This is a genomic window from Cyanobacteria bacterium FACHB-DQ100, from assembly GCA_014695195.1.
Taxonomy (GTDB): Bacteria; Cyanobacteriota; Cyanobacteriia; order Leptolyngbyales; family Leptolyngbyaceae; genus Leptolyngbya.
The window spans coordinates 13,927-36,757 of record JACJNW010000004.1; the positions used below are offsets into that span (position 1 = coordinate 13,927).

At 45.7% G+C, this 22,831-nt stretch carries 21 protein-coding genes and 2 pseudogenes; 13 read left to right on the forward strand and 10 right to left on the reverse strand.

Annotated elements, in window-relative coordinates; genetic code table 11:
* Positions 1–84: 84 nt before the first annotated feature.
* Both H6F51_00305 and H6F51_00310 read right to left on the reverse strand, forming a co-directional pair.
* Positions 85–531, reverse strand: a complete 447-nt coding sequence (locus tag H6F51_00305) for an IS6 family transposase (protein ID MBD1820967.1) — start codon at positions 529–531, stop codon at positions 85–87.
* On the reverse strand, positions 528–692 hold the full coding sequence (locus H6F51_00310; protein ID MBD1820968.1) for an IS6 family transposase: 165 nt from the start codon (positions 690–692) through the stop codon (positions 528–530). Before H6F51_00310 ends, H6F51_00305 begins: the two co-directional genes overlap by 4 nt.
* Before the next feature lie 309 nt (positions 693–1,001).
* On the opposite strand from H6F51_00310, the gene H6F51_00315 reads away from it, so the two are divergent.
* The 8 genes from H6F51_00315 to H6F51_00350 all read left to right on the forward strand — a co-directional run bounded on the left by H6F51_00315 (position 1,002) and on the right by H6F51_00350 (position 10,639).
* Complete coding sequence (locus tag H6F51_00315; GenBank protein MBD1820969.1) at positions 1,002–1,205, forward strand: hypothetical protein; 204 nt, start codon at positions 1,002–1,004, stop codon at positions 1,203–1,205.
* 174 nt (positions 1,206–1,379) lie between these two features.
* Complete coding sequence (locus H6F51_00320; GenBank protein ID MBD1820970.1) at positions 1,380–2,777, forward strand: cytochrome b5 domain-containing protein; 1,398 nt, start codon at positions 1,380–1,382, stop codon at positions 2,775–2,777.
* A 29-nt stretch (positions 2,778–2,806) separates the two neighbouring features.
* Positions 2,807–4,000 carry a naringenin-chalcone synthase gene (locus H6F51_00325; protein ID MBD1820971.1) on the forward strand — a complete coding sequence of 398 codons (1,194 nt, stop codon included), beginning with the start codon at positions 2,807–2,809 and terminating at the stop codon, positions 3,998–4,000.
* 126 nt (positions 4,001–4,126) lie between these two features.
* Positions 4,127–5,842 (forward strand): cyclic peptide export ABC transporter, encoded by a 1,716-nt coding sequence (locus H6F51_00330; GenBank protein ID MBD1820972.1) that lies wholly within the window; start codon positions 4,127–4,129, stop codon positions 5,840–5,842.
* A gap of 144 nt (positions 5,843–5,986) precedes the next feature.
* Positions 5,987–9,172 carry a filamentous hemagglutinin N-terminal domain-containing protein gene (locus H6F51_00335; GenBank protein ID MBD1820973.1) on the forward strand — a complete coding sequence of 1,062 codons (3,186 nt, stop codon included), beginning with the start codon at positions 5,987–5,989 and terminating at the stop codon, positions 9,170–9,172.
* A gap of 124 nt (positions 9,173–9,296) precedes the next feature.
* Complete coding sequence (locus H6F51_00340; GenBank protein ID MBD1820974.1) at positions 9,297–9,737, forward strand: SH3 domain-containing protein; 441 nt, start codon at positions 9,297–9,299, stop codon at positions 9,735–9,737.
* 251 nt (positions 9,738–9,988) lie between these two features.
* Complete coding sequence (locus H6F51_00345; GenBank protein MBD1820975.1) at positions 9,989–10,165, forward strand: hypothetical protein; 177 nt, start codon at positions 9,989–9,991, stop codon at positions 10,163–10,165.
* Positions 10,166–10,375: 210 nt separating this feature from the next.
* Complete coding sequence (locus H6F51_00350; protein MBD1820976.1) at positions 10,376–10,639, forward strand: Mo-dependent nitrogenase C-terminal domain-containing protein; 264 nt, start codon at positions 10,376–10,378, stop codon at positions 10,637–10,639.
* A 1-nt stretch (position 10,640) separates the two neighbouring features.
* Here the strand turns inward: H6F51_00350 and H6F51_00355 are convergent, their stop codons facing one another.
* The 5 genes from H6F51_00355 to H6F51_00375 all read right to left on the reverse strand — a co-directional run bounded on the left by H6F51_00355 (position 10,641) and on the right by H6F51_00375 (position 17,440).
* Positions 10,641–12,356: a ShlB/FhaC/HecB family hemolysin secretion/activation protein gene (locus H6F51_00355; GenBank protein ID MBD1820977.1), complete on the reverse strand. Its 1,716-nt coding sequence runs from the start codon at positions 12,354–12,356 to the stop codon at positions 10,641–10,643.
* A 305-nt stretch (positions 12,357–12,661) separates the two neighbouring features.
* The gene (locus tag H6F51_00360) at positions 12,662–13,066 is read right to left on the reverse strand and encodes a hypothetical protein (GenBank protein ID MBD1820978.1); all 405 of its coding nucleotides are present in this window, start codon (positions 13,064–13,066) and stop codon (positions 12,662–12,664) included.
* Between the two features lie 346 nt (positions 13,067–13,412).
* Positions 13,413–13,883, reverse strand: a complete 471-nt coding sequence (locus tag H6F51_00365) for a hypothetical protein (GenBank protein ID MBD1820979.1) — start codon at positions 13,881–13,883, stop codon at positions 13,413–13,415.
* 203 nt (positions 13,884–14,086) lie between these two features.
* Positions 14,087–16,669, reverse strand: a complete 2,583-nt coding sequence (locus H6F51_00370) for a CHAT domain-containing protein (GenBank protein MBD1820980.1) — start codon at positions 16,667–16,669, stop codon at positions 14,087–14,089.
* A gap of 18 nt (positions 16,670–16,687) precedes the next feature.
* The gene (locus H6F51_00375) at positions 16,688–17,440 is read right to left on the reverse strand and encodes a DUF928 domain-containing protein (protein ID MBD1820981.1); all 753 of its coding nucleotides are present in this window, start codon (positions 17,438–17,440) and stop codon (positions 16,688–16,690) included.
* Between the two features lie 227 nt (positions 17,441–17,667).
* On the opposite strand from H6F51_00375, the gene H6F51_00380 reads away from it, so the two are divergent.
* Genes H6F51_00380 through H6F51_00390 form a run of 3 tightly spaced genes read left to right on the forward strand, consistent with a single transcriptional unit; the run spans position 17,668 to position 20,939 of the window.
* Positions 17,668–18,351: a hypothetical protein gene (locus tag H6F51_00380; GenBank protein ID MBD1820982.1), complete on the forward strand. Its 684-nt coding sequence runs from the start codon at positions 17,668–17,670 to the stop codon at positions 18,349–18,351.
* 53 nt (positions 18,352–18,404) lie between these two features.
* Positions 18,405–19,055 carry a response regulator transcription factor gene (locus H6F51_00385; GenBank protein MBD1820983.1) on the forward strand — a complete coding sequence of 217 codons (651 nt, stop codon included), beginning with the start codon at positions 18,405–18,407 and terminating at the stop codon, positions 19,053–19,055.
* Positions 19,056–19,061: 6 nt separating this feature from the next.
* Complete coding sequence (locus tag H6F51_00390) at positions 19,062–20,939, forward strand: CHASE2 domain-containing protein (GenBank protein MBD1820984.1); 1,878 nt, start codon at positions 19,062–19,064, stop codon at positions 20,937–20,939.
* A gap of 172 nt (positions 20,940–21,111) precedes the next feature.
* Here the strand turns inward: H6F51_00390 and H6F51_00395 are convergent, their stop codons facing one another.
* On the reverse strand, positions 21,112–21,330 hold the full coding sequence (locus H6F51_00395) for a hypothetical protein (protein ID MBD1820985.1): 219 nt from the start codon (positions 21,328–21,330) through the stop codon (positions 21,112–21,114).
* Positions 21,331–21,351: 21 nt separating this feature from the next.
* On the opposite strand from H6F51_00395, the pseudogene H6F51_00400 reads away from it, so the two are divergent.
* A pseudogene (locus H6F51_00400) lies at positions 21,352–21,447 on the forward strand (IS6 family transposase).
* Positions 21,448–21,522: 75 nt separating this feature from the next.
* On the opposite strand, the pseudogene H6F51_00405 reads toward H6F51_00400, so the two are convergent.
* A pseudogene (locus tag H6F51_00405) lies at positions 21,523–22,157 on the reverse strand (IS6 family transposase).
* A 208-nt stretch (positions 22,158–22,365) separates the two neighbouring features.
* Between H6F51_00405 and H6F51_00410 the strand changes: the two are divergent.
* On the forward strand, positions 22,366–22,746 hold the full coding sequence (locus H6F51_00410; GenBank protein MBD1820986.1) for an IS6 family transposase: 381 nt from the start codon (positions 22,366–22,368) through the stop codon (positions 22,744–22,746).
* Here the strand turns inward: H6F51_00410 and H6F51_00415 are convergent.
* Positions 22,728–22,831, reverse strand: a 104-nt coding sequence (locus H6F51_00415) for an IS1 family transposase (GenBank protein MBD1820987.1), incomplete at its 5' end; no start/stop codon positions are given. The genes H6F51_00410 and H6F51_00415 overlap by 19 nt on opposite strands.

The window sequence follows — 22,831 nt, forward strand, 5'->3', positions numbered from 1 at the left end:
CCCCAACGGCACTGGTTGCCGAAACGCATCTTGCCCTTGCCTCAAAAGAGATTGGGTACGCTTTCATTAGCATTGTCAACTTAACTAGATTTCGCGCTGATTGTTGAGAATGGGTGCACTTGGAGTTACGAAAAAGACAGCCTTTCCGCCTTTGAAAATCACCCACTTTCTCAATAAGCAAGGTTGAATTGAGTTAAGTTGACAATACCATTGGGTTTCAGCTTTCAACGTTTTCTCTTGCTTCAATTCATCCATCGCAACTGGATAAGCAGCATTTTTATCGACCGTGATGACTCGTGGAATTTGAGTGTGCTTGGCTCCTAATACTTTGCGAAAAAAGCGGGCTGCCGCCTTCCCATCTCGCTTTGCACTCAACATGAAGTCCACTGTATTGCCCTCCGAATCCACTGCTCGATATAGATATTTCCACTCACCTCGAATTTCGATGTAAGTTTCGTCCACCCGCCATGAGTCGTTCGTCGGATTCAGAAAGGGTCGAATGCGCTTGTCGAGTTCGGGAGCGAATTTCAAAACCCAGCGATAACGGTGGAATGATCGACTGCAACGCCCCTTTCTGCCATCATTTCCTCTAAATTCCGGTAGCTCAAAGAATAGCGGCAATACCAGCGCACGTTCAGCAAGATAATTTCAGGCAGAAAGTGATGCCATTTGAACAGTGAGTCGGTCGTCATTTAGGGCAAAGCTAGAGAAAATTGAGCTTCCACACCTTACCATTTTTGCGACACAACCGTAAATTTTACTTGGCAACCGATCGCGGAGTTTTCTACACAATTTATGACTGGATGCAGCGATCGGAATGGAAGGAACTGTACTTGGTTGAGCCGTAGTAGCCGACTTATTCTAATCATTAAGCACAGAGAAAACGAACTGAGTTCTGTTCTAGAGTATGTGACTTTCTCAAGTGCTTTGCTACGAATTGAATGATTGACACGGCTGCATCTTTTCGTTCCTTCAATCCTCTCTCAATCCCCTCAAACACTATGACAGCTCCCTCTTCAAGCCATCGGAAAATCTACAACGATATTACGCAAATCCAAGTCCAGCTAGATGCAACACTGCAAAGCATGTTAGAGCAGGCAGGCAGCAGAATTCACATCGATCGACAAACAGAACTCAAACAAAACATTGAAAGCACAAATCAGCGATTAGAAAAACTCAAAGCGCAATACATTTGCCCAGCCTGAAACAGCAGAACCACTCACAGAAATTACAAGGAGCAATGAGACCCCATGAGCAGCGAAACACAAACGCTTGAACGACAACTCCAGACCGAGAAAAATGCTTTTCAAGGTGAAGAGCATGAACTTCCCAAACGCCCTCCTAAAGCAATGGCTTCTCCTGAATACACCAGTAACAATATGCCCAATGTCTGGGTGTACAACGGCGAAGCTTACGACCTCACAGATTTCATGAAGAAGCATCCTGGCGGCGAATTCTTCATTGGGCGCATGAAGAATCGAGACATTACCACTGTTGTTAATATCTTTCACCGCAACCCTGCAAAGGTGAAGAAGATGCTTCAGAAATACGCTTTGGGACGAAAAACAACGCCCGAAGACTTGCACCCAAAATACAATGCACCGCCTTTTCTCTTCCACGATACCTTTGATGGTCGCAGAGACACTCCTCAGTTTGATTTCGAGACCAAAGAGCAACTCCTTGATCGCATTAGAACTCGATTGAATACGAAAGAAATGCAAGCAAAGGTCGATCGCATGGATTTCCTCTTTGATGCAGTGACCATTACTCTAGTTCTTCTCTACATCTTGGTACAAGCACTTCGACTCACAGTGGCACAATTCATGCCGATTTATCTCTTTGCGCCATTGATGGTGATGCTCAGAATCTCTCTTTCAGGTGCAGGACATTACTACAATCACCGCCCACAAGTTCGATTCAATAAGTTCTTCGCTCATGTGTTTGACATTAACTATGTTCCGATGTCCTTTGTTGTGATTGATGGTCATTCTTTGATGCATCATCCCTACACCCAAAGCAAAGTTGATGTCAAAACCAATGTATTCACGGCAATGATGGAACTACCTCGTTATTACCGAGTTCCACTCCATACCGTCCACAAGCTTGCTCATGTATTAACAGGGATGTTGGTTCGGACAGTCGAGATTTCATACTATGCCGTTCGATTTGGGGTACACAACTTCTATGGCACTTGGCAACGCGGACTACCGCACTACATCGGTATGATCTTTATGCGAGTGTTGCTACTCGGTGAGCTAGTTCTCTTTGCCCTTCGTGGAGATTTCGTTGCTTGGTTCGTACAGTTTGTTCTCACAACTTGGATTAGTACGTTCATGATTGTGGCAAGTCACGATTTTGAAGTCGAAGATTCAGCCAACACGGAACAGATTGAGCAACAAGATTGGGCAGTATTCCAAATCAACAATTCCTACGACTTGACGATGATTGGCAACAAATATATTGATTGCTTCTTATCAGCAGGTCTGAGTCCTCACCGAGTTCATCACGTCTTACCTTATCAACGCAGTGGGTTCGCCAACATTCTCAGTGAAGACATTGTTCGAGAAGAAGCTGCAAAGTTTGGTGTGCCCTGGTTAGCTCCTAAAAATTTCTTCCTCGATCGCTTACCGCTTCTGGTTAATCACTACTTGCTAGAGCGATCGCGCATGGCAGATGAGAAAAACTTTGGACTGCTGACAGAGCATTTCCACCCCCAAGCGTTAAAGACTTCGTTCGACTACATTCTCAAAGGTTTCGCTGGCATTGGTTCTATCTAATTTCACACACTCTATTGGAGCAGTACATCATGACGACAATGATTCCTCTCAAACAATCCCTCTCGCAATCTGCGATCATTAAAGCTCAACCTTACTTCAGCAATTCTAAATCGATTCTTGCAACGATCGAGAGCATTGCAACTGGAACACCTGAACACTGTATTTCTCAAGTTGATGCTGCTCGGACTGTTGCCCAAATGCCGAATCTGGTAAAAAACCAAAGCCGCATCGAAACGCTGTACCAAAACACGCGTATCAACACCCGTCACCTGGCTCTCAATTTGTTATCCGAGGATGCGCTGACCACTACTCAAAGCAGTTCGATTCAAGATCGAATGCAGATGTATCAATCGTATGCGATTCCTCTAGCTGAGAGAGTTGTCAAGCAGGCCCTAGAATCTGCTACCGCAAAATCAACTTTCGGTTGTCCAGAACTGCTCAAAGATTCGATTCGTCAGATTGTCTTTGTGTCTAGTACAGGGTTTGTTGCTCCAGGCGTTGATACGAAAGTGATTAAGCGGCTTGGGCTGAGACGGGATATTTCCCGCGTTACGGTGAATTTCATGGGCTGTGCGGCAGCAATGAATGGCTTAAGAGTAGCGAGCGATCATGTGCGATCGCATCCTACGCATCGATCTCTAGTGATTTGCTTGGAGCTGAGTTCAGTCAATGCGGTTTTTGAAGATGACATCAATGATGTGATTATTCATAGTATTTTCGGGGATGGTTGTGCGGCAGTGGTTGTGGGAGCTTGCGAAGAAGGGCAGGCGTTAGAAGGAAGAATTGTTATTCGAGATTATCTGAGTCAGTTGATTGCTGATACAGAAGATGGAATTACTCTCGGTGTGCAGGACAATGGCATCACTTGTAAGCTATCCCGCCAACTGCCGGACTACATTGAAGCGGGAGTTGATCCAGTGATTGAAAGCTTTCTGGAGCAAAATGGATTGACCAAAGAGCAGATTGATTTGTGGGCAATTCATCCAGGTGGGACTCGAATTGTGGAGCGATCGCAGCGTTCTCTCGGTCTAAGTGATGATCAGGTTGCCTATAGCTGGGAGATTCTGAGTGAATACGGAAATATGCTGAGTGCTTCAATCTTATTTGTACTAGAGAGAATGCTATCGAAACAGGAATCTTCAGATGAAAGATTACTGACTGGACTGGCTTTTTCATTTTCGCCTGGAGTTGGAATTGAAGGCATCTTGTTTCAAAAACTTTAGGGCGTACTTCAAAGGCTTCTCACTACATCTCTATATTTAGGGCGGACATGAAGAAGCCGAAGGGTGTTAAACACGCTCTAGTATTGCAATCTATTCAAGACCAAATCATTCTATGAGGACACAAGCATGAGATTCATTCGATTCCTGTTAGAAATTTCGTGGCGGAGTATCGTGATTGCTGCGAGTGTGGGGTTTGTTAGTGGCTGCGGTAACTCATTGTTGATTGCACTTGTTAATCGTTCAATTCATGAATCTTCTGTGCCAAATGCGCTTCTCTATTTTGCTGGATTAGCAATCTTTACTTTACTCACAAGCGTTACCTCACAATTCATGCTGATTCACTTGGCACAGGGAGCCATCTATGAACTGCGATTAAAGCTCAGCCGCAATATTCTCTCTGCTCCACTGCAGCATTTAGAACAATTGGGTGAGAGTCGATTGTTGATGACTTTAACCGATGATATTCGAGTTCTATCTCATGCCGTATCTGTTATTCCTAATCTGTTTATTGATCTCGCGACAGTCGCAGGTTGTTTGGTTTATTTAGCCTGGCTATCAAGTACAATCTTTGCTTTAACGGTTGGAATTAGCGCGATCGCAATCTGGGGAGTTCAGACCAAAGTGAATCAAGCTCGATCACTGTTCACCGTTGCACGAGACGAAGAAGATCATCTGCTTCAACATTTTCAAACGATTACTCACGGAACCAAAGAACTCAAACTTCATCGAGCGAGACGAGAAGATTTCATCTCAAAGAATGTACAAAGTAGTGCTTCTAAACTGCGGCAGAAAAATAGCAAAGCAATGAAAAGCTTTGCGGTTGCTAATGGATTAGGACAATCCTCTCAATTCTTCACAATGGGTTTTGTTCTGTTTGTTCTCCCGCTGTTCCTGCACGTTCCCCTGCCGATGCTTTCAACCTATGTTCTAACCAGTACATTTATTTCGATGCCGATGCAGAGTTTGTTAAATCGCCTTCCTGATATCATGCGCGGCAATGTGGCTTTGCGAAAAATTGAGCGACTGCGGCTCTCACTTACCAGTCAGCTAGAACATGAATCGATGCCTACTTTCAAAGTCAACTCTCACTGCCAAGTTGAACTCGACCAAGTCACCTATCTTTATCAACCAGAGCGCGAAGAAGAGGGGCCTCAGTTGCATCATCCGAGAGGAGACCGACCAATCAGCAGCCGACCAGTCACGCCTCCTCCAATGATTGAAGAAAGAGGGTTTTTCTTGGGAGCTATCACACTATCTTTCAAACCTGGAGAAGTAACTTATATTGTCGGTGGTAATGGAAGCGGTAAATCAACCTTAGCAAAATTGATTGCAGGTTTATATACACCCCACGACGGCGCGATCTATCTGAATGGAGTTCGGATTACAAATCACAATCGCGAATGGTATCGGCAACATTTCTCGGCTATCTTCTCTGATTTTCATCTGTTCGATAGCTGTCTAGGATTTAACCGTCCTAACCTTGATGAAGAAATTGAAATGTACTTGCAACAGTTACGCCTCGATCATAAGGTACAAGTCAAAAACGGCATTCTCTCGACAACTCGCCTTTCTCAAGGGCAGCGCAAACGGTTAGCACTTCTGACCGCTTATCTTGAAGACCGACCGATTTACCTGTTTGATGAATGGGCATCGGATCAAGAACCGCTCTTTCGAGAACTGTTCTACAAAGAAATTTTGGTCAAACTGAAGCAGCAAGGTAAGACTGTGATTGTTATCACTCACGACGATCGATATTTCCATCTCGCAGACCACATTGTTAAGCTCGACTACGGCAAGATCGAGTTAGATGAAAAGCCACTCTCTATCGGTCACAAAGCTTAATCTGAAGCCAGCAAAGTTTCAGCTTAAATAAGGAATGATGAGGCATTTGGAGAATTCCCACCTGTGCTTTCCGTAACTCGATTTCTCTTGCAAAGCAAATCTTGTCAGCTCGCAAGTCATTTGATTGGTTTGAGTTGTTTCTGGATGAGTTCTCTCAATGTCGCTGTTGCTCAATCGATTATTCCGGATCAAACCCTGCCGCCCAACGAGCGATCGCAAGTCTTGCCTATCTTTCCCTCTGAAGATCTGATCACAGGCGGTGCAACTCGCGGCAGCAATTTATTCCACAGTTTCCGACAGTTTAACATTGAAGCAGGGAAAGGTGTTTACTTCCTTGATCCTGGAAAGATTCAGAATATCTTTAGCCGAGTCACAGGTAATACTCGTTCTGAGATTTTTGGTACATTGGGCGCGATTCAAATCGTTAACGGTAATTTTGCACCTACTAACGCGAATCTGTTTTTGATCAATTCCAACGGAATTATTTTTGGTGCAGGAGCGCGGCTGAACTTAGCTGGCTCCTTTGCTGCAACTACAGCAGCAGGAATTCAATTCGGCGACCAAGGTAGCTTTAGTGCCATTAATCCGACTGCTCCAGGTCTTTTAACGGTCAATCCTTCTGCCTTTTTATTCAACCAGATTGCAGCACAGCCGATCGTTGTACGATCGCTCAATCCAGATTTTACAAAGCCCGAGGATCTAGCCATCCTGGGAGTTAATCCAAATAGAAGCTTGCTGCTAGTTGGCGGAGATGTACGCTTAGAAGCAGGATTGCTCAGTGCGAACGGTGGTCGCCTTGAATTAGGAGGATTGGCAGGCTCAGGAGCGATCGGACTCACTACAGATAATGCTCGTTTGAGTCTGAATTTCTTGTCTGACAGTCCACGATCCAATGTTGCGTTTACTCAAGCTGCGGGTGCAAATGTAACGGGGCAAGATGGAACAATCTCAATTCAGGCTGGTAATCTCGATGTTCTTGATGGCAGTGTTCTTTTTACGGGTATCAATAGCGGAACTGATCCCACAGCACAAGCAGGAGATATTCGCATCAATACAACTGGAACAACCACGATCGCGGGTTCTGGAACTGTTCGCTTTGCGACTGGAACACTCCTGACTCGGAATTCCAATGTCTTGAACACAATAGGAACTGGAAGCACCGGAAATAGTGGCAATGTTGTTATTCAAGCGAGATCAGTTAAGATTCAAGATTCTGCTCTAGTTGGAACGAGTGTGACTGGAATTGGAAATGCGGGAGATCTAAGTATTCAGGCGAGCGATCGAGTTCTTGTTGACAATGCCTTTCTTAACACAGGCGTGTTAGGTGATGGACAGGGAAAGAGTGGCAATTTGAACATTGTGGGGCAAACTTTGACCTTGAACAATCGCGCTCTGATTTCAGCGAGTTCATTTGGGCAAGGGGAAGCCGGAAATGTTCTGCTGCAAGCGACGGGCGCAATTTCGGCAAAAGATTCGACTGTCGCTGCCACGTTTTCTGGAGAAAGAGGAAAAGGAGGTAATGTTAGTATAGAGGCTGGCTCTTTGCTATTGGATAATGCTCGATTTAACACAGGCACGTTTGGACACGGAGACGCAGGAAGTATTGCAATTCGCACACGCGATGCAACGTCTCTGACGAATGGCAGCCAAATCAGTTCTAGTGTCATCGCTTTCCCACAGTTTGGATTTGTTGGAATTGGAAATAGTGGCGCAATTCAAATCGATGCGGCTGCACTTTCTCTAAGTGGGGATTCTACCATCTCAACACTGACCTTTGGTGTTGGGAATGCGGGGAGCATTAAGATTCGAGCCAGTGATGCAGTTCGGATGGATAACAGTAGTATTTTTAGCGATGTGAGTTTAGGTGCGATCGGTCGGGGTGGCGATACTCAAATTCAAGCACAGTCTGTCTCGCTGTTGAATCGCTCGCGATTAACAACTGGAACACTAGGGCAGGGAGATGCAGGTCATCTCTCGGTGCAAGCCAAGGATTCTATTCAAATCAGTGGCGAAAGTCTGGTTTTGAGTGCTGTGCAGGCGGGTGGAATCGGCAAAGCAGGCGATGTATTACTTCAAGCCCGATCGCTGTCACTTTCCGATAGTGCTAGATTAGTCACCGGAACTTTTGGACGAGGTGATGCAGGCAATCTCTCTGTGCAAGCAAAAGACTCGATTCAGTTGAGTGGTAATAGTTTAATCTCTAGCTCCGTGCAGGCGGGTGGAATTGGTAAAGGCGGAGATGTCACAATTCAAACGAGATCGCTCTCTCTAACAGAAGGCTCACAAATTCAATCAGCAATTTTCCGCTCACTTGGCGGTCTACCTCCTGGACAAGGACAAGGTGGAACGGTGCGAGTCAATGCTTCGGGCTCTATTCAGCTATTAGGAACCAATGTAGAAGGATCTCCGAGTGCGTTGACTACCACGGCTGAAGTCAGTACTCAGGGACGAGCAGGCGATCTGTATGTCACAACCCCAGATTTGACAATCCGCGATCGTGCCAGTATTGGTGCTGAAACCCGCAATGCTGATCCAGGTGGAAAAATTGTCATGCAAGTCGGCAACTTGACGATCGCGAATGGTGGACGAGTGCAAACCAGCGCGACTAATTCGGGTAATGCAGGCACAATTGATGTCCAGGCAAATTCGGTGCAACTTCAGAACGGAATCATTTCAGCCGACTCGGTTCAATCTGGCGGCGGAAGCATTGCCTTAAATGCACGGGATGTTCGACTCCGAGATCGATCGCTCGTTAACACAAATGTTGCTCAAGGTGCAAGTGGTGGTGGTGACATTAGCATTAACGCCAATACTTTCTTAGCATTAGAGGATAGTGATATTTTGGCGAATGCAAACCAAGGTCGCGGCGGCAATATTACTATTCGTTCAACGGCTTTTATTGCTGATTTTTTCTCAAGCAATCGATCAAATTCAGCCCGTTACACCGGAGATCTGACCCAGTTTCGAGGAAACGATCGGGTTGATATTTCTGCATCTTCTGCGTTGGGAATTAGTGGTACAGTCACAATCCCGGATTTTAGTTTCCTGCAAGACAATCTGACACAGCTACCACAAGCGTTAATTGATCCAACTACCTTGTTAGCTGATAGTTGTATTGTTCGGAATCGTCAGGCGGGTAACTTCATCATCACAGGTTCAGGCGGATTGGCAGCACGCCCAGGAGATACCGCGATCGCATCGTTCTCAACAGGTGAAGTTCACGCCCTTCAGCCAGAACCACACAAACAGAGCCGTGAACGCATTGTTGAACCCCAAAGAATTTATCGCCTGTCCAATGGTCAACTAATCTTGAGTCGAGATTGCCCGTAGTTTTCTGCAAACAGATTGACAGAATCGTACAAGCACTTTCGCTGAAAGATTACTAGGAGTCAGTTGTCCAAATTTGTAGTAATAGAGTACAAACACAAAGTTATTCCAAGCCATTCGCACTGTTATGAAATTTCATCGTTTGTTCGCATCATTGTCACTGATCACGATCGGCTTCAGTTTGGGCTTTAGTTCTCTTCCCGCAATCTATGTTCCTGTCTCTGCTCAAACACCTACGAATCGTGCAGCTAGATTAGTTGCTAGAGAACGAGGTAGCCAAATTAATGTACGATCGTCCCCCTCAATCTCTGCGCCAATTAAACACTATGGATTAGATGGTGATACTGTGGCAGTCTTACAGGAATCAAAGGGATCAGACGGTTATAGCTGGTATTTTGTGAGATTTCCAAAATCACAAGCGATAGGTTGGGTACGAGGCGATTTCGTTGCATTTTCAAATCAATCCTCCGCTCCGAATTCTCCGATTCAAACGCTACCAGATGTGGAAATGTCCGCTTTCGGGCTGTCACTTATGAACGAGCAGAATCTGTCAATGCACCTGCACTAGAAGCAGCGATCGCGAAAGAGCTAGCTAGCGATACTGCTAATGTGCGCTATCTCTATAACCTGGTTGACCTCAATCAAGACGATCGCTATGAAGTCATCGCCTATTTACCGAGCGCCTGTGGAACTGGAGGATGTTCGATGATGATCTTTAGAGCAACTGGGAATGGACACGCATTACTGTCGAGACACACTTTGATTCGGAATCCGATCGTAGTTAGTAATACAACAAAAAATGGTTGACGCGATTTAGTCGTGTATGTTTCGGGTGGCGATGCAAAGCCAAGCTACCACGTCTTGAAGTTTGATGGTTCAGAGTATCTGCTCAACCCTTCAACCGCGTCAGAAGTTCCACCGGGTACGATCATTTCAGGTCAGTCTGTGAGCGCAGATCAGATTTTTCCGAATATTGGACTAAGAATTTCTAATTGATAGTAGCAATACAAGCATCTCATAGCCGTTAACCCAAGAGAGGTTAATGGCTTCAGTTGTCTGATTACCGTTTTCGGCAAAGTCAGTGACTTGATTGGGCAATATTCTCTACAACATTGTGTCATTAACTTGGTCGAAACAGGCCGTGTGTTCTTGGGAGGCTCGCTCTACTGTAAAAGTAATCAAGCAATACCAAAGGAGAACCGAATCATGTTACCCCCAATTCTTGACACGATCGCATCCAAACTCGATGCTCTCGAAATTCAAAGTTCAAACATGGCACATTTTTTCTGCCGGCTCATTCCTGCTCAATGTCCCTTTGAACGCACTATTTCCTGTTTTGGTCGAACCTTACTCTACATCCCACCGCTTTGCAAACTTAACCCATTCTACGAACAGCTAGTGAGCTTACGTTTTCGAGCATTGTGCTATCTTGCAGATAGTTGTGGTGAAGATATCACTACCTACTGCTAGTTCAAAATGGTTGATACCGCACTGAAAAATACAATCCATTCTCCTGCAAAGAATTTCCACGCCCAGAAACTGATTTGAGCGGAATCCCATAATCGATCCGAACATTCACACTAGAACTAGGATTCCATTCCAATCCCACCCCAATTCCCATCAGTAAAGAGTCTAGATCTGTTGCTTTGCGATTCCAACCTTTACCAATGTCAAAAAACGGGGCAATCTGCAAAACACTTGGGTCTTTTGTCAAAGGAAGGCGAAGTTCAATCGAACCTAAAACGCCATTATCTGTGACAAGCTGATTCTGACCATAGCCGCGGACTGTCCCAACTCCACCCAGACTAAATCTTTCTAAAGATAGGAGCGAACCTGGTGTAATTTGAGCAGCAGTTCGCGTGAGCAACAACACTCGCGGCGACAGCTGTTGCACCCACTGAAACTGACCTAACCAGCTAAAGAATCGCCCATCCGTGCCTGTCTCATTAACTGTTGCACCCAAAGCATTAATTCCAAAACTGAACTGCGATCGAGCCGCCAAGACTCGATTTGGCGCACGGCTCACCCAATCTTGAGAAACCCTCAGTACCGTCACCTTCGATTCTCCAGTCTCTGCACCTTCTGAAAACGAGAACGGAATATCATCGAGCAGAAAGGTCTGACTGCGGCGTAAATCGAGAGAAAGCCCTAGTGCAAATTCGGTTTGAGGAGTGCGGACGATCGGTTGACGAAACGAGATCGCAAAGGTGCGCGTTTTGCTCCTAATCCCATAATCCCGAAAAATTTCATCGGTAATTCTGCTGCTATTATTGCCATAGCGAAGCGCGATCGTAGCATCATTAGCACTAATCGGCACAGAATAGCTCAGGTCATATAAGTTCAAACCCTCAGTGCGTCCGTATTCTGCATTGAAGCGATCGCCGAGTCCCAATAGGTTATCGTGGTTCACAAGCACTGAACCTTGAAGCGAACCGATACTAGGGGATTGATGATTGTCTAGCCCAAATCCGATGTGGAGTGCAGGTGCTTCGAGAAGTTGCACGCGCAAAACATTGCGACCCGGAACACTGCCTGCACTCAGCTCTGCATTGACCCTGACAATTAATGGATTCAGTTGCAAAAGTTGTAAGGCACGTTCGAGTTTCTGCTGATTTAAGGGGGCGCTCACTGCGAGTTCTAAGCGCTTTCTCACATAGTGATCGTGCAATCGCCGAAGTCCACTGATCTCAATTCGTTCTAGCACACCTTCAATCACTTGAATTTTAACAATTCCTTGATCCAAAACTTGATTGTTTGGAAGATATGCTCCTGATGTTACATAACCACTCTTGATATACAGTTGGGTAATTGCAGAACGCAATGCAATCAGGTCATCAAAGGTAATCTCTCGGTTCTCATAAGTAAGAATTAGGTTTGCAATTTCTTCTTTAAGAATAGTATTGCCTACAACTTCGATTTTTCGTGCTTTGAAGCGAAGGTCAGAATTTGCAGGAGTTTTAGATTGACTTAGAGTGGGGATCTGAAGCAGAGGTTGGGGCAGCGAATCAATCGGCGCTGGTGGCGTTGACGGGAAGGGCTCTGTAGGCTTTGAAATGGTTTGTTCGATAATATTAGGGACTATGGGTGGAATTGAAACAGGAGAAGGTGAATTTTGCGCTGTTGCGATGTTATTGGAACTACTCAAAGCGATCGCGACTACTATGACAAAATGTGCCTTTTTTTCCATAAATATTTGATTACAAAGATTTATTGTTATTCTGCCCAACAGATTCGCGGTTCTACTCTGTTCGATACAGTATCGTTTTTACCTCGATTACGACAAACGTTCTTAAGCTTAGGATACTGCTTGCTTATCAGTCATGTTTAAACTTTAAAGCATAAGTGGTCAAAAACCGATCGCTTCTCCAGAGGATGGATCGACGATCGGTTTCTGTAGATATTTTATAGCCTCACATTCGCATATTCTGCAATCTTGCAATTCTTGATCTCGTCTGGGAATTGCATTGATACAATACCTAATGCGAGAGCTGATCAGTACGCACAAAAGCGTAAATCATAGTAATCTTTATCGCTAGCAAGTTGAATTCGATAGTCTCCAGTTTGAGGAACTGTGACTGATCCAACTTCTCCGGCTGACATGAGAAAATCTTGAACTTGTTGTCCTTGGGGATTAATCAAGGTAACTAAAGAAACATACTCATCCATATTGCGAACCTCAAAGCGCTGTCCAGCTTTCAAGCGCATCATATACACTGGAAAGGGTTCTTGCTTGTTGTAGGCGTAAGAGACAGAATAGGGCTTGCAATGGCGTTTTGCCGGAATTTGTACTCGAATATCGGCTTTTGCAATGCTTGGAAATGCACAGAGCGCTACTGTGGCGGCGACCCCGATCGAGAGCAGTGAAGCGATAGTTTTGGATGTGTTTTCCATGAACATTGAGAGTTCTCCTAGAGTGATGATGAGTTTGAGATAGATTCGAGCAGTTATGAGAGGGTTGCAATAGCCCACACAGGAAGGGGAGCAGCTACAACCCTGAATTTGCAATGATTGAGAGCTTTACAAGTGCGGGGCTTCCTGACTGATTGGAGAGTTTGAGACAGAAAGATAGCAACCGAGTCGGTAACGATTTTGAACCTCCTAGATTCACAACCAAAGAACTTGAACTTTCACAATGACCCAAATTTGTATTGGCAAGAACATCCGTCGCACTGATAAGAACTGCGATCGATGTGGTTAAAATCATTGCTGTAGCAAGGAGATTGTATTTCATGAGTCTTTCCTTTTAGGCAGCAGCGGGTACTTCTTGATTCAGGAAAGCTTCGCATTTACCAGGCTGCATAAACTCCAAATACTTCGATATAATCTCAGGACTGAGAAATTCAAAGGCAAACTGATCCTCGACCCAGAATTCAATTACTTTGAATGGGCCTCGATCGCAGAGTCTAACGATCCATTCTTCTTGGACTCCGATCGCTTCAATTTCTTGCAGGCTGGTAGGAACCGAGAGTGCTGCGTGAACTGAGCCAAATCGGGGCGCGATCGGGGTTGTCTTAAATTCCACTTCTTCTAAGCCTGGAACAAGGCTTGTCCCAGCAGGTAGCAGTTCGATTGCAGTCCCATATTCATCACCTGCGACAACAATATAGCTACCCTCATGTACCGGAAACGGAAAGACTTGTCCACGCATCACTTTGGCGAGCACTTCAGCAACACGGCGGGGATTTTTAACATCGATGGAAATGTGGTGCAACATAGAATGAATTCCTCAATAGATAGGGTACTGATTTTTAGAAGCAATCGGTTGATATGTTGGATTGCTTAATTACTAGAGTAGAGAGATTGCTACCCAGAAGCACGTACTGTTTCTGTAAATGCGATCGCACAAATTAGAGCAATTCGCTGCACAATTTCGCCAACTCAATTGCAGAAAACAACGCGCAATCTATTCCAATTCTGTTAGTTCCAATTGCCGACTAGAACAAATGCTGCCCAATATGCTGGATGAGAATATTGACTATCAGATTCTAGTAGCGATCGCTGAGCCGCTCTTAAAGCCTCAGTCTTACTCAAATGGCTCCGTAATCCCTGATAAAACTGGCTCGATAGCTTAGCAGTCGCTGCGTCGTTAATAAACCAAAGCGAAGCTAATGCACTTTTTGCACCCGCTTGAATCGCGATTCCAGCTAAACCCAGTGCAGCCCGCTCATCTCCTGCGGCACTTTGGCAAGCGGTTAGTGTTAGCAGTTCCAAGGGATCATTCTGTCGAACCGTACTGCGAATTAAGACATCTAATTGATTGAGGGTGAGCTTCTGTCGATCGCCTGTGATCAAAAACGAATTTTCAGGATCGCTGCTAAATTCTCCGTGAGTCGCAATGTGCAAAATCGGATAACTTTCTTGAGTGAGTTCTTTCTGAAGTCGAGCGCGAGTAAAAGATTGATCTAAAAGCGGTTTACTTTCTGGAATCAGACGTTCTACATTTTGAATTTCCTGGGTCACGTAGGGGAGCGGTTGAAAAGTTCGTCCCGCGATCGTTGCTCCTTGAGTTAGCCCTAAAATCAAAGCGCGTAGAGGTCTCGTAGAAGGCGCTGATGCTTCGGTGAATGCCAGGCTTGGAGTTGTGACTACTGCATATTTTTGGATGAGAAACTGTTGACCATCGTGCAGTGCTGCCATCGGAACACTGCGTAAAATTCCATCTTGAACAAAGACTAATGTGGTTACTTTGGAGTTTGCGATCGACGATGCAAAGGGACGAATCACCCAATCATAAAGCTGCTGAGCTGGCCTGGAATCATAGTCATCATAAAAGCGCTCTAGTCCCCGTCGAAACTCATTCACCGTTGCTCTTAGAGTGCGATTGTCCGTATCAATCCAAGCAATCTGGTGTGCTTGGTTGGGTAGACTGAGAATAATTGCAGTCCGACCCTCTAGAATGATTGAACTAAAAACGGCTGTAGTTGACGTATCGATCGCTGATTTTTCGCTAATATTAGCAATCTTAATCACACAATCATTGCCGAAATAGTTCTGTAATTCTGCTAATTTGAGCGAATCCATTGTTTTCAACACATCGCCTAACTCAGATGCCGTTGCTTTAGAACTAGATTTATCTGCTTGTAATCCTAATGCAATTCGCTCACGGTAAATCGGTTCAACAGTATCTCGAAAATCTAGCTGGAGTTCTCGATCGCTGGTGAGAATATCGCCGCGAATACTTTCTAGAGTTTTAATCGTGCGATCGTACATTGCGATCGCTGATTTTCGTTGATTTTGTGCTGTGAGTAATCGTGCTGCTTGCCATTCCCAGAGGTAAAGACTATCTTTCTCCTGTTCTGCTGCCCACCGTGCTTGCTGCGTCAGTCGAGTTGCAGTCGCGAAATCGCCTTGACACTCCGCTAAATGACCCCACTCTCCTAAAGCAAATGATTCTGCGCGTGGATTGCGAATTCGACTAGCAACTTGCTGCGCTTGGTTCAGTAGCCGTTCTTCAGCGAGAATCGAAGCTTTGGATAAACAACGAGGTTTTACAAAAGACTCAGTGGGTTGGACTGGTTCAAGTAAATGAGCTAAGGTAATGCTGGCATAAACGCGATCGCGGTTTTCTGGAAGCTGTTGCAGTACCGTTATCGCCTGCTGATGTGTAGACTGTGCTGACTTTGGATCACCTATGCGATAGTAAATTGGGATCAGACCTTGTAAAACTTGCTGTCTGACAAGTGGCTGATTTTGAGGATTTAGAATTTCTAAGCTTCTTTTGAGATAGGTAATTGCTTGTTGATCTGATTCCTTTCCGATTTGCTGATAGCGTTTTGCTTCGATTTGATCGTCTCGTTGCGATGATGACTCAGCACGATGATAGTTAATTTGTGCTAAGTTACTATAACTATTTCCCAAGCTCAAAAGTGCGATCGCTTGATAGTCCTTGAGTCCCAAAGCTTGCGCTATCTTGAGTCCAGATTCAGCCGTTGCGATCGCAGCCTCATGGTTTCCTGTCAATCGATAAGCTTCTGCTAAACTCCCCAATGCAGCCGCTTCGACCGCTTGATTTTGACTGGCTCTTGCAAGTTGTAATGCGCTTCCTGGTTTACACAGTCCACTCGAATCTGATTGACAGACCAATGCGATCGCTTGTTTTGGTTGTCCGATTTGACTATAAAGCTGTGCTTTCTCGACTAGAATCCGTCCAACTTCACCCGATTGTTTGAGTCGTTGATAGAGTGCAATCGTTTGATCCCAGCTTTTGAGGGTTTGAGAGATATCGCCAAGTTGGTGATAGGCACGCGCAAGATTTTCTTGAACGATCGCCAACTCAGGGGTATTTTGTTCTCCTTGAAGCGCTTGGCTTGCAGTTTGCCACGCTTCGATCGCTTTTTGATAGCTGCCCGATCGATACTGACTCACGCCCTGTTGTACCCATTGCGAGGCATCTACTCTAGATTGGCTGTTTGCTGCCGTCCCAAACCAAAGACACAGAACTAACGTGCCTAAAAAAAGAACCCAAAGATGCCAACGAGGGTGGTTAAGGCGAATCGGCATGAGCAGCAGGAATTATTACTATTTAAGGGTGGCAAGTTGTTGTAAACGAGCTTTTTGCTCTTGAATAATCGCTCCTAGCTGCGGCGTTTCTTTTTCCGACTTCGCTAAATCATTGAGCAATGAATGCTGCAATTGTTTGACCGCAATAGACGGATTAGGCTGTGTAACTTCAGCGATCGCATCATACCAAAAGCTATTTTTGGCATACAGCTCGGCTCGTTCAATCTCACTCTTGGCGCTGTTAAGTTGCGATCGCAAGGTAGCCGGAAATGGCAAGATTTGCAGCGTTGCACCTGCAACCAAATCTTGTGACGGATGATTCGGATTACACGTTAGGATGACTTGCCAACTGTAGAGTTTTCCAGGTTGTAATTCAGGCTGGCTTGGGGGCAGTGAAAACTTCATCAGCCCAGATTGACTCTGCATTTGAACTTTTCTCAGCAGTTGACGCTTTCCACTACCCTCCTGATAGAGTCGAAACTCTAACGGGTAAGATTGCGTATCTGTTACAAACCAAATAAAGGCTGGACGGGTCGAGACGGTTTGACCCGCATAGCTTAGGGGTGCTAGAACCGTTAAGCCAGCTTCAGGGTTTCCAGAACACCCGCCGCGTGTCCCTGCCGTTGAAGTTCCTCCAGACGGTGCAGAAGGTTCGCTGGGAGGCTGGTAATCGGCATGGGCAGGTCGTGTTTCTAATAAGCCAATGAAGATTAACCCGATCGCGGTTTGAACCGATGCAGTAAGTAACCGTTTTTTAAGAGCCAGAAACATCGTTTTCTCAATAGCGCTGACAATTTGTTTTCACTTTACTAGATCGCTGCCCAACCTCCTAGACTGATAACAATAAATTTACAGGTTAAAAAGTGCAATTAGGTTTGCACTTTTCTGCGATCGAAATTTCTACTTTATGACACTGCGTTAGCGTAAAAGGCTCGTGCAAATCACGTTTTCAAGTCCTTAAAATGATTTTTGTAATTTACCCTTTTGGATCAAATTGTGTGAGCCTCATTCTTGGATTGATAGAAATGCTCTTATTAGGAGCATGGTTTGTTCTCCGGTGGCATCGACTTCAGCAAGCGTTGCAGTGGTGGTATCGGCAGCACGTATTGCGATTATTTGATGAAGCGGAAGCTGCGCGGAACGGTGTTCTTCAAGATGCTTTTACCCTGAGACGTACTGTAGAACTATCGTTAATACAGCACCAAGCCCTAAAAAAAGCAGATGAAGAAAAATTGCTCATGACCTTGGGAGAACTGCACGATTCCCTCAAACGATTTAGTGATTTTCTATCGCCTCCTTACCTTGAAGATAGCTTTCCCATGTCGATCGAACATTTGCTGCGATCGCATCAACATCCCGATGTTGTGTTAGATTTCTCTCTTCCTAAAAAGTGGCAACCGAATTCCTATGAGCAAAGCCGCGTGGTTTGGATCGCCATCGATGAATTGCTCCGCATTGCGATCGCGCCCTCGGTTGAATCCATTTCAGCGTGTTTGACTCAGCGTACTACAACTCATGAATTCATGATTCAGATTTTCTATTCAAACGACAATTGTCAAATCTTTCAGACTCAACTCACAGAACTGTCCCACCTGAGACGGGCTGCACAATTTTTAACAGCCGGAACCTGTACTTATCATTTCGATAATGCGACGCTGAAATGGTTACTACAATGGTCGTAGTATATTCAAAAGGTTAGAAACAAAAGGTTAAACACGATAAAAGGTTAAACATTATGGCAAGCTCGAAATTCGTGGTCATTGATGATCATGAAGCCGTATTAAGTGGAACGGTTGCGGTACTCCATCAACACTATCCAGACGTTGAGATTGCGATCGCCCAGACGGGGCAACAAGCTCTACAACAGATTGAAGGCACTAAGCCAGATTTAGTCGTGATGGATTTAGCACTACCCGATGTGCCGGGAGCACCTGCTCGACCGGATGTAGGCATTCAACTGCTCAAAACCTTATTAAAGAACTATCCGAGCCTCAATATTGTGGTGCAGAGCGCTCATGTACGATCGCTCGTTCGTCTCAAGCCTGAAATTAGCACCCACGAAGGCGGTTTTGCCGTGGTAGATAAAAGCTTACCAATGAAGGATATGCTGACGCGAGTCGATTGGGCACTGCAAGGATTACTCTACACGCCTAAGGAGATGCGAACCGGATTAGAGATTAAGCCAGAATGGTTAGAAGTGTTGCAGCTTGCATTTGGAGAAGGATTGCAAGACAAAGCGATCGCAGAACGAATGCGAGTGTCTGAACGCTCAGTCCGGCACTACTGGTCTAAAATCCAGGATGCGCTAGAAGTCTACCCCGATGCAGGTAAGAACATTCGGATTCAAACGGAAATGCGATCGCGTGAAGAAGGATTAATCGACTAAACGATCATGATTCGCAAACTAAAAGCAGAACTGTTACTGTGGCGAGTCGGTGCAATTCCTGGATTAGCTGTGATTGCTAGTACGATCGCGCTTCGTGCCTTCGGATTTCTTCAACCTTTAGAATTAATGGCATTCGATGCCGCACTACGATCTCGGCCCGCAGAACCGATAGATGAGCGAATTTTGATTGTTGGCATTACCGATGAGGACATTCATCGCATTGGCACTTATCCGCTTCCCGATCGCGATCTTGCAACGATCATTCAGCGAATTCAAGCAGATAAACCGAATGTCATTGGGCTTGACTTCTTACGAGATGTTCCCGTTTCACCGGGACGTGAAGCTTTTCTTAAAGCGCTTCAATCTCCGAATGTGATTGCAATTGAGAAAGCACTCCCTGTGCAAGGCGGATTTAGTGTTGCAGCCCCTCCGAACGTTCCCACAAAACAGCTCGGCTTTTCTGATGTGCTACCCGATCAAGATGGGAGATTGCGGCGTTGGTTACTGGGTGCAACGAACCCAAAACGGCAGTACCGATTTTCTTTAGCACTTCAGTTAGCACGATCGTACCTATCAACTCAAGGAATTCAGTTAGAAAATGGTGTGCGCGATCGCGTCGCGATGCGATTCGGTCAAGCAGAACTGACAAGGTTTCAGCCGCATTCTGGGGGATATATTAATGCAGATGCAGGTGGAAATCAGGTTCTATTGTATCCACGGGCTGGGCGTAAACCGTTTCGGATCGTCTCCTGGCGCGACTTGCAATTGGGAACAGTAAATTCTGATTGGATTCGAGGACGAATTGTTTTGATTGGCTTGACTGGAATTAGCACCAAGGATGTTGTTAATTCAGATGCCGTACCTAGTGCAATCTATGGCTTGGTTAATGGTGTAGAAATGCAGGCGCACGCTGTCAGCCAAATCTTGAGCGCTACTTTAGACGATCGACCACTCCTGCAGGTTTGGTCAGACGGGTGGGAATATCTTTGGATTGTTGCGTGGGGAATTGTTGGCATCAGTTTCGGACGAGTGGCACGATCGCCTGGGCGCATTTTACTAGGTGTCGCGCTCTCATCAGTTGGATTGATTGCGATCTCGTATGGGCTGATCTGGATTGGCTGGTGGATTCCAGTCGTCCCAGCATTGATCGTTCTAGTATTCAACGGTGCAGGATTAGCAGCAGCATCAATTTATCGTTACGAACAATCATTACGGGAGCGATTGCGCGATCGTCAGGCTGTGATAGATCAGACATTCACCACGATTCACAATGGAGCTTTGCAAACGCTGGCAAAAATGTTGCGGGATGTGCAAATGCAAAATGCAACTCATCCTCTGCTACCGGATCTAAAGCATCTCAATCAAGAATTGCGTTCCGTCTATGAAGTCATCCAGCGAGAAACTCTAGAGCAGGAAACAAGCTTTCAACTCGATGCGAATTCTATCCTAGATCTACAAGCGCCGCTCCATACGCTCCTGTATGAAGTCTACTTGCAGACAATGGAGCGAGATTTACCTTACTTCAAAACGATTCGGACACGCATTGTAAAATTTGAACCCATGAACGATCTCGGTCTCAGCTTAGAGCAAAAGCGAAACTTGTGTCGATTTCTAGAAGAAGCATTGTGTAATGTAGGCAAGTATGCGATCAACACCACTCGAATTACAGTAATTTGCGCTGAAGAAAATAGCAAACAAGTCATTCGAGTGATTGATCATGGCAACACTGATTTCAGTGGGAAGGCTTCTGCTGCTGGATTGGGTACTCGTCAGGCAGAGATTCTAGCACAAAAACTTCGAGGCACATTCCAACGGTTGCCCAACAAACCGAAAGGAATGCACTGTGAATTGAACTGGCAAGCACAAAAACTTCGGAGACTGTAAATTAAATTAGACTTTATCGGAAATAGCAGGGATGAGGATTCGAGGCAATGCCTTCCAATCAGCTTTGATTAGGCGAACTTCGAGCGGTGGTCAAGACGGAAGTTGTGTAATCCACAAGCCGTCTCCGTCACTTGATCCACGTAGTTCTCCTTGCAGTTGCGAAACGTCTGCATCACAATCTGTGAGCGCTTGGCCCCACCAATAGGTGTTCAATCACAACTCGTTGCTTTGAGATGAGTCGATTCAGCAGTTTCTGGGCTTCGTTGAGTTCTTGCTTCCTGGGTTTCTTCTTCGGTTGCAGCACAATCACGCCGCTCGGTGCAAATCCTTGAAAGCCTGTATCCTGCCAAAAGCGGTTGTGTCGCAGAAATGATAAGGTGTGGAAGCTCAATTTTCCCTGACCTTGCTCTAAATGACGACTGATTCTTTGTTCAAATGGCGGCACTTCTTGCCTGACATCATCTTGCTGAATGTGCGCTGGTATTGTCGTTATTCCTTGAGCTATCGAGACGGCATCGTCAACTTAACCACTTATGTTCAGAATTAAGCACGATAATGCTTGAACATTCGGCATTGCTCAATGTTACTCAGCAATTTTCAAGCAAGCGATCTCTCGCCACTCCTCAAAGCGTTGTTGTAGTTGTTCTCGGTAGCGTTTTGCACTCAGTTCATGTTGCTTCGGGTGGAAGTGTCCTCGGATCGGGTCAAATGCTGAAAGGAAACGTTGGGCTTGTCCAGGGGACTTGAATCGTCGCATTCGCCTTTCTCTGATTCGGGTAGGCGCGATTCTCGGCTCAGTTATTCAGCCCTTTATGCTGCCGATGCTCCACGCGCTTCATCACCTGCTTCTTTGCCGCTTCGTAGCTCTTGAGTTTGTCAGTGACCATTACCCGTGACACGAACCCTTGTTTCTTCAAAAGCTTACGCAAAAAACGTGCTGCTGCTTTTGTATCTCGATGCCGTTGCAGCAACACCTCCAGCACGTTCCCCTCTGAGTCCACCGCTCGCCACAAGTAGTATTGCTGCCCTTTGATGTTGACGACCACCTCATCGAGATGCCATTTATCCGCAATGTAAAGTCTTTACGACGCAACTGATTCGCGTATTGCTCCCAAACTTCTGACCCCATTCTCGAATCGATTCGTACGTCACCTCGATCCCTCGGTACAACATCATCTTCTCGATGTCCCGATAGCTCAACGGAAACGTGTAATACAGCCAAACGGTACTGTCAGGTTAACCGAAGTGTAGAATAATCGCACTGATTCAACGTTGCCTGCTCGCCCATGTACTCCCGTCATCGCTTTCGGGAGCGAAATTATTAGCTATTGTGTCTGGCTTTATTACACTTTCCCTTTGAGCTACCGGGATATCGAGAAAATGATGTTGGTCGCTTTCAGCGTGGCGAAGCCAACGCGGCATTGAAGTGACCTATGAAACAATTCGGGAGTGGTGTCAGAAGTTCGGGCAGGAGTACGCGAATCAGGTGGAGCGCAAGCGTCCCCATATCACTGACAAATGGCATCTCGATGAAATGGTGGTGACGATTAAGAAGCAGCAATACTACCTGTGGCGAGCCGTAGACAGCGAAGGGAACGTGCTGGATGTCTCGCTGTCGTTGCAGCAAGACACTGAGGCAGCGAAGCGATTTTTCCGTAAGCTTTTGAAGAAACAGGGCTTTGTGCCACGGGTGATTGTCACCGACAAACTCAAGAGCTATGAAGCCGCAAAGAAACAGGTGGTGCCAAGTGTGGAGCATCGACAGCACAAGGGATTATCGGTGGTGCTTCAAATTAATGTGGGATAGGTTGCGATATCGTGCCAAGTCCAAGAACGAGAGGCTAATCCTGCCCGCTGTGCTGCGGTTGATTTGAATCGACTGTGCTGCCAAA

Bases quoted from the DNA above. Each gene is read 5' to 3' on its own strand.
- H6F51_00310 (MBD1820968.1), bottom strand. From the start codon at position 692: ATGACGACCGACTCACTGTTCAAATGGCATCACTTTCTGCCTGAAATT.
- H6F51_00315 (MBD1820969.1), top strand. From the start codon at position 1,002: ATGACAGCTCCCTCTTCAAGCCATCGGAAAATCTACAACGATATTACG.
- H6F51_00320 (MBD1820970.1), top strand. From the start codon at position 1,380: ATGCCCAATGTCTGGGTGTACAACGGCGAAGCTTACGACCTCACAGAT.
- H6F51_00325 (MBD1820971.1), top strand. From the start codon at position 2,807: ATGACGACAATGATTCCTCTCAAACAATCCCTCTCGCAATCTGCGATC.
- H6F51_00330 (MBD1820972.1), top strand. From the start codon at position 4,127: ATGAGATTCATTCGATTCCTGTTAGAAATTTCGTGGCGGAGTATCGTG.
- H6F51_00335 (MBD1820973.1), top strand. From the start codon at position 5,987: ATGAGTTCTCTCAATGTCGCTGTTGCTCAATCGATTATTCCGGATCAA.
- H6F51_00340 (MBD1820974.1), top strand. From the start codon at position 9,297: ATGAAATTTCATCGTTTGTTCGCATCATTGTCACTGATCACGATCGGC.
- H6F51_00350 (MBD1820976.1), top strand. From the start codon at position 10,376: ATGTTACCCCCAATTCTTGACACGATCGCATCCAAACTCGATGCTCTC.
- H6F51_00355 (MBD1820977.1), bottom strand. From the start codon at position 12,356: ATGGAAAAAAAGGCACATTTTGTCATAGTAGTCGCGATCGCTTTGAGT.
- H6F51_00360 (MBD1820978.1), bottom strand. From the start codon at position 13,066: ATGTTCATGGAAAACACATCCAAAACTATCGCTTCACTGCTCTCGATC.
- H6F51_00365 (MBD1820979.1), bottom strand. From the start codon at position 13,883: ATGTTGCACCACATTTCCATCGATGTTAAAAATCCCCGCCGTGTTGCT.
- H6F51_00370 (MBD1820980.1), bottom strand. From the start codon at position 16,669: ATGCCGATTCGCCTTAACCACCCTCGTTGGCATCTTTGGGTTCTTTTT.
- H6F51_00375 (MBD1820981.1), bottom strand. From the start codon at position 17,440: ATGTTTCTGGCTCTTAAAAAACGGTTACTTACTGCATCGGTTCAAACC.
- H6F51_00385 (MBD1820983.1), top strand. From the start codon at position 18,405: ATGGCAAGCTCGAAATTCGTGGTCATTGATGATCATGAAGCCGTATTA.
- H6F51_00390 (MBD1820984.1), top strand. From the start codon at position 19,062: ATGATTCGCAAACTAAAAGCAGAACTGTTACTGTGGCGAGTCGGTGCA.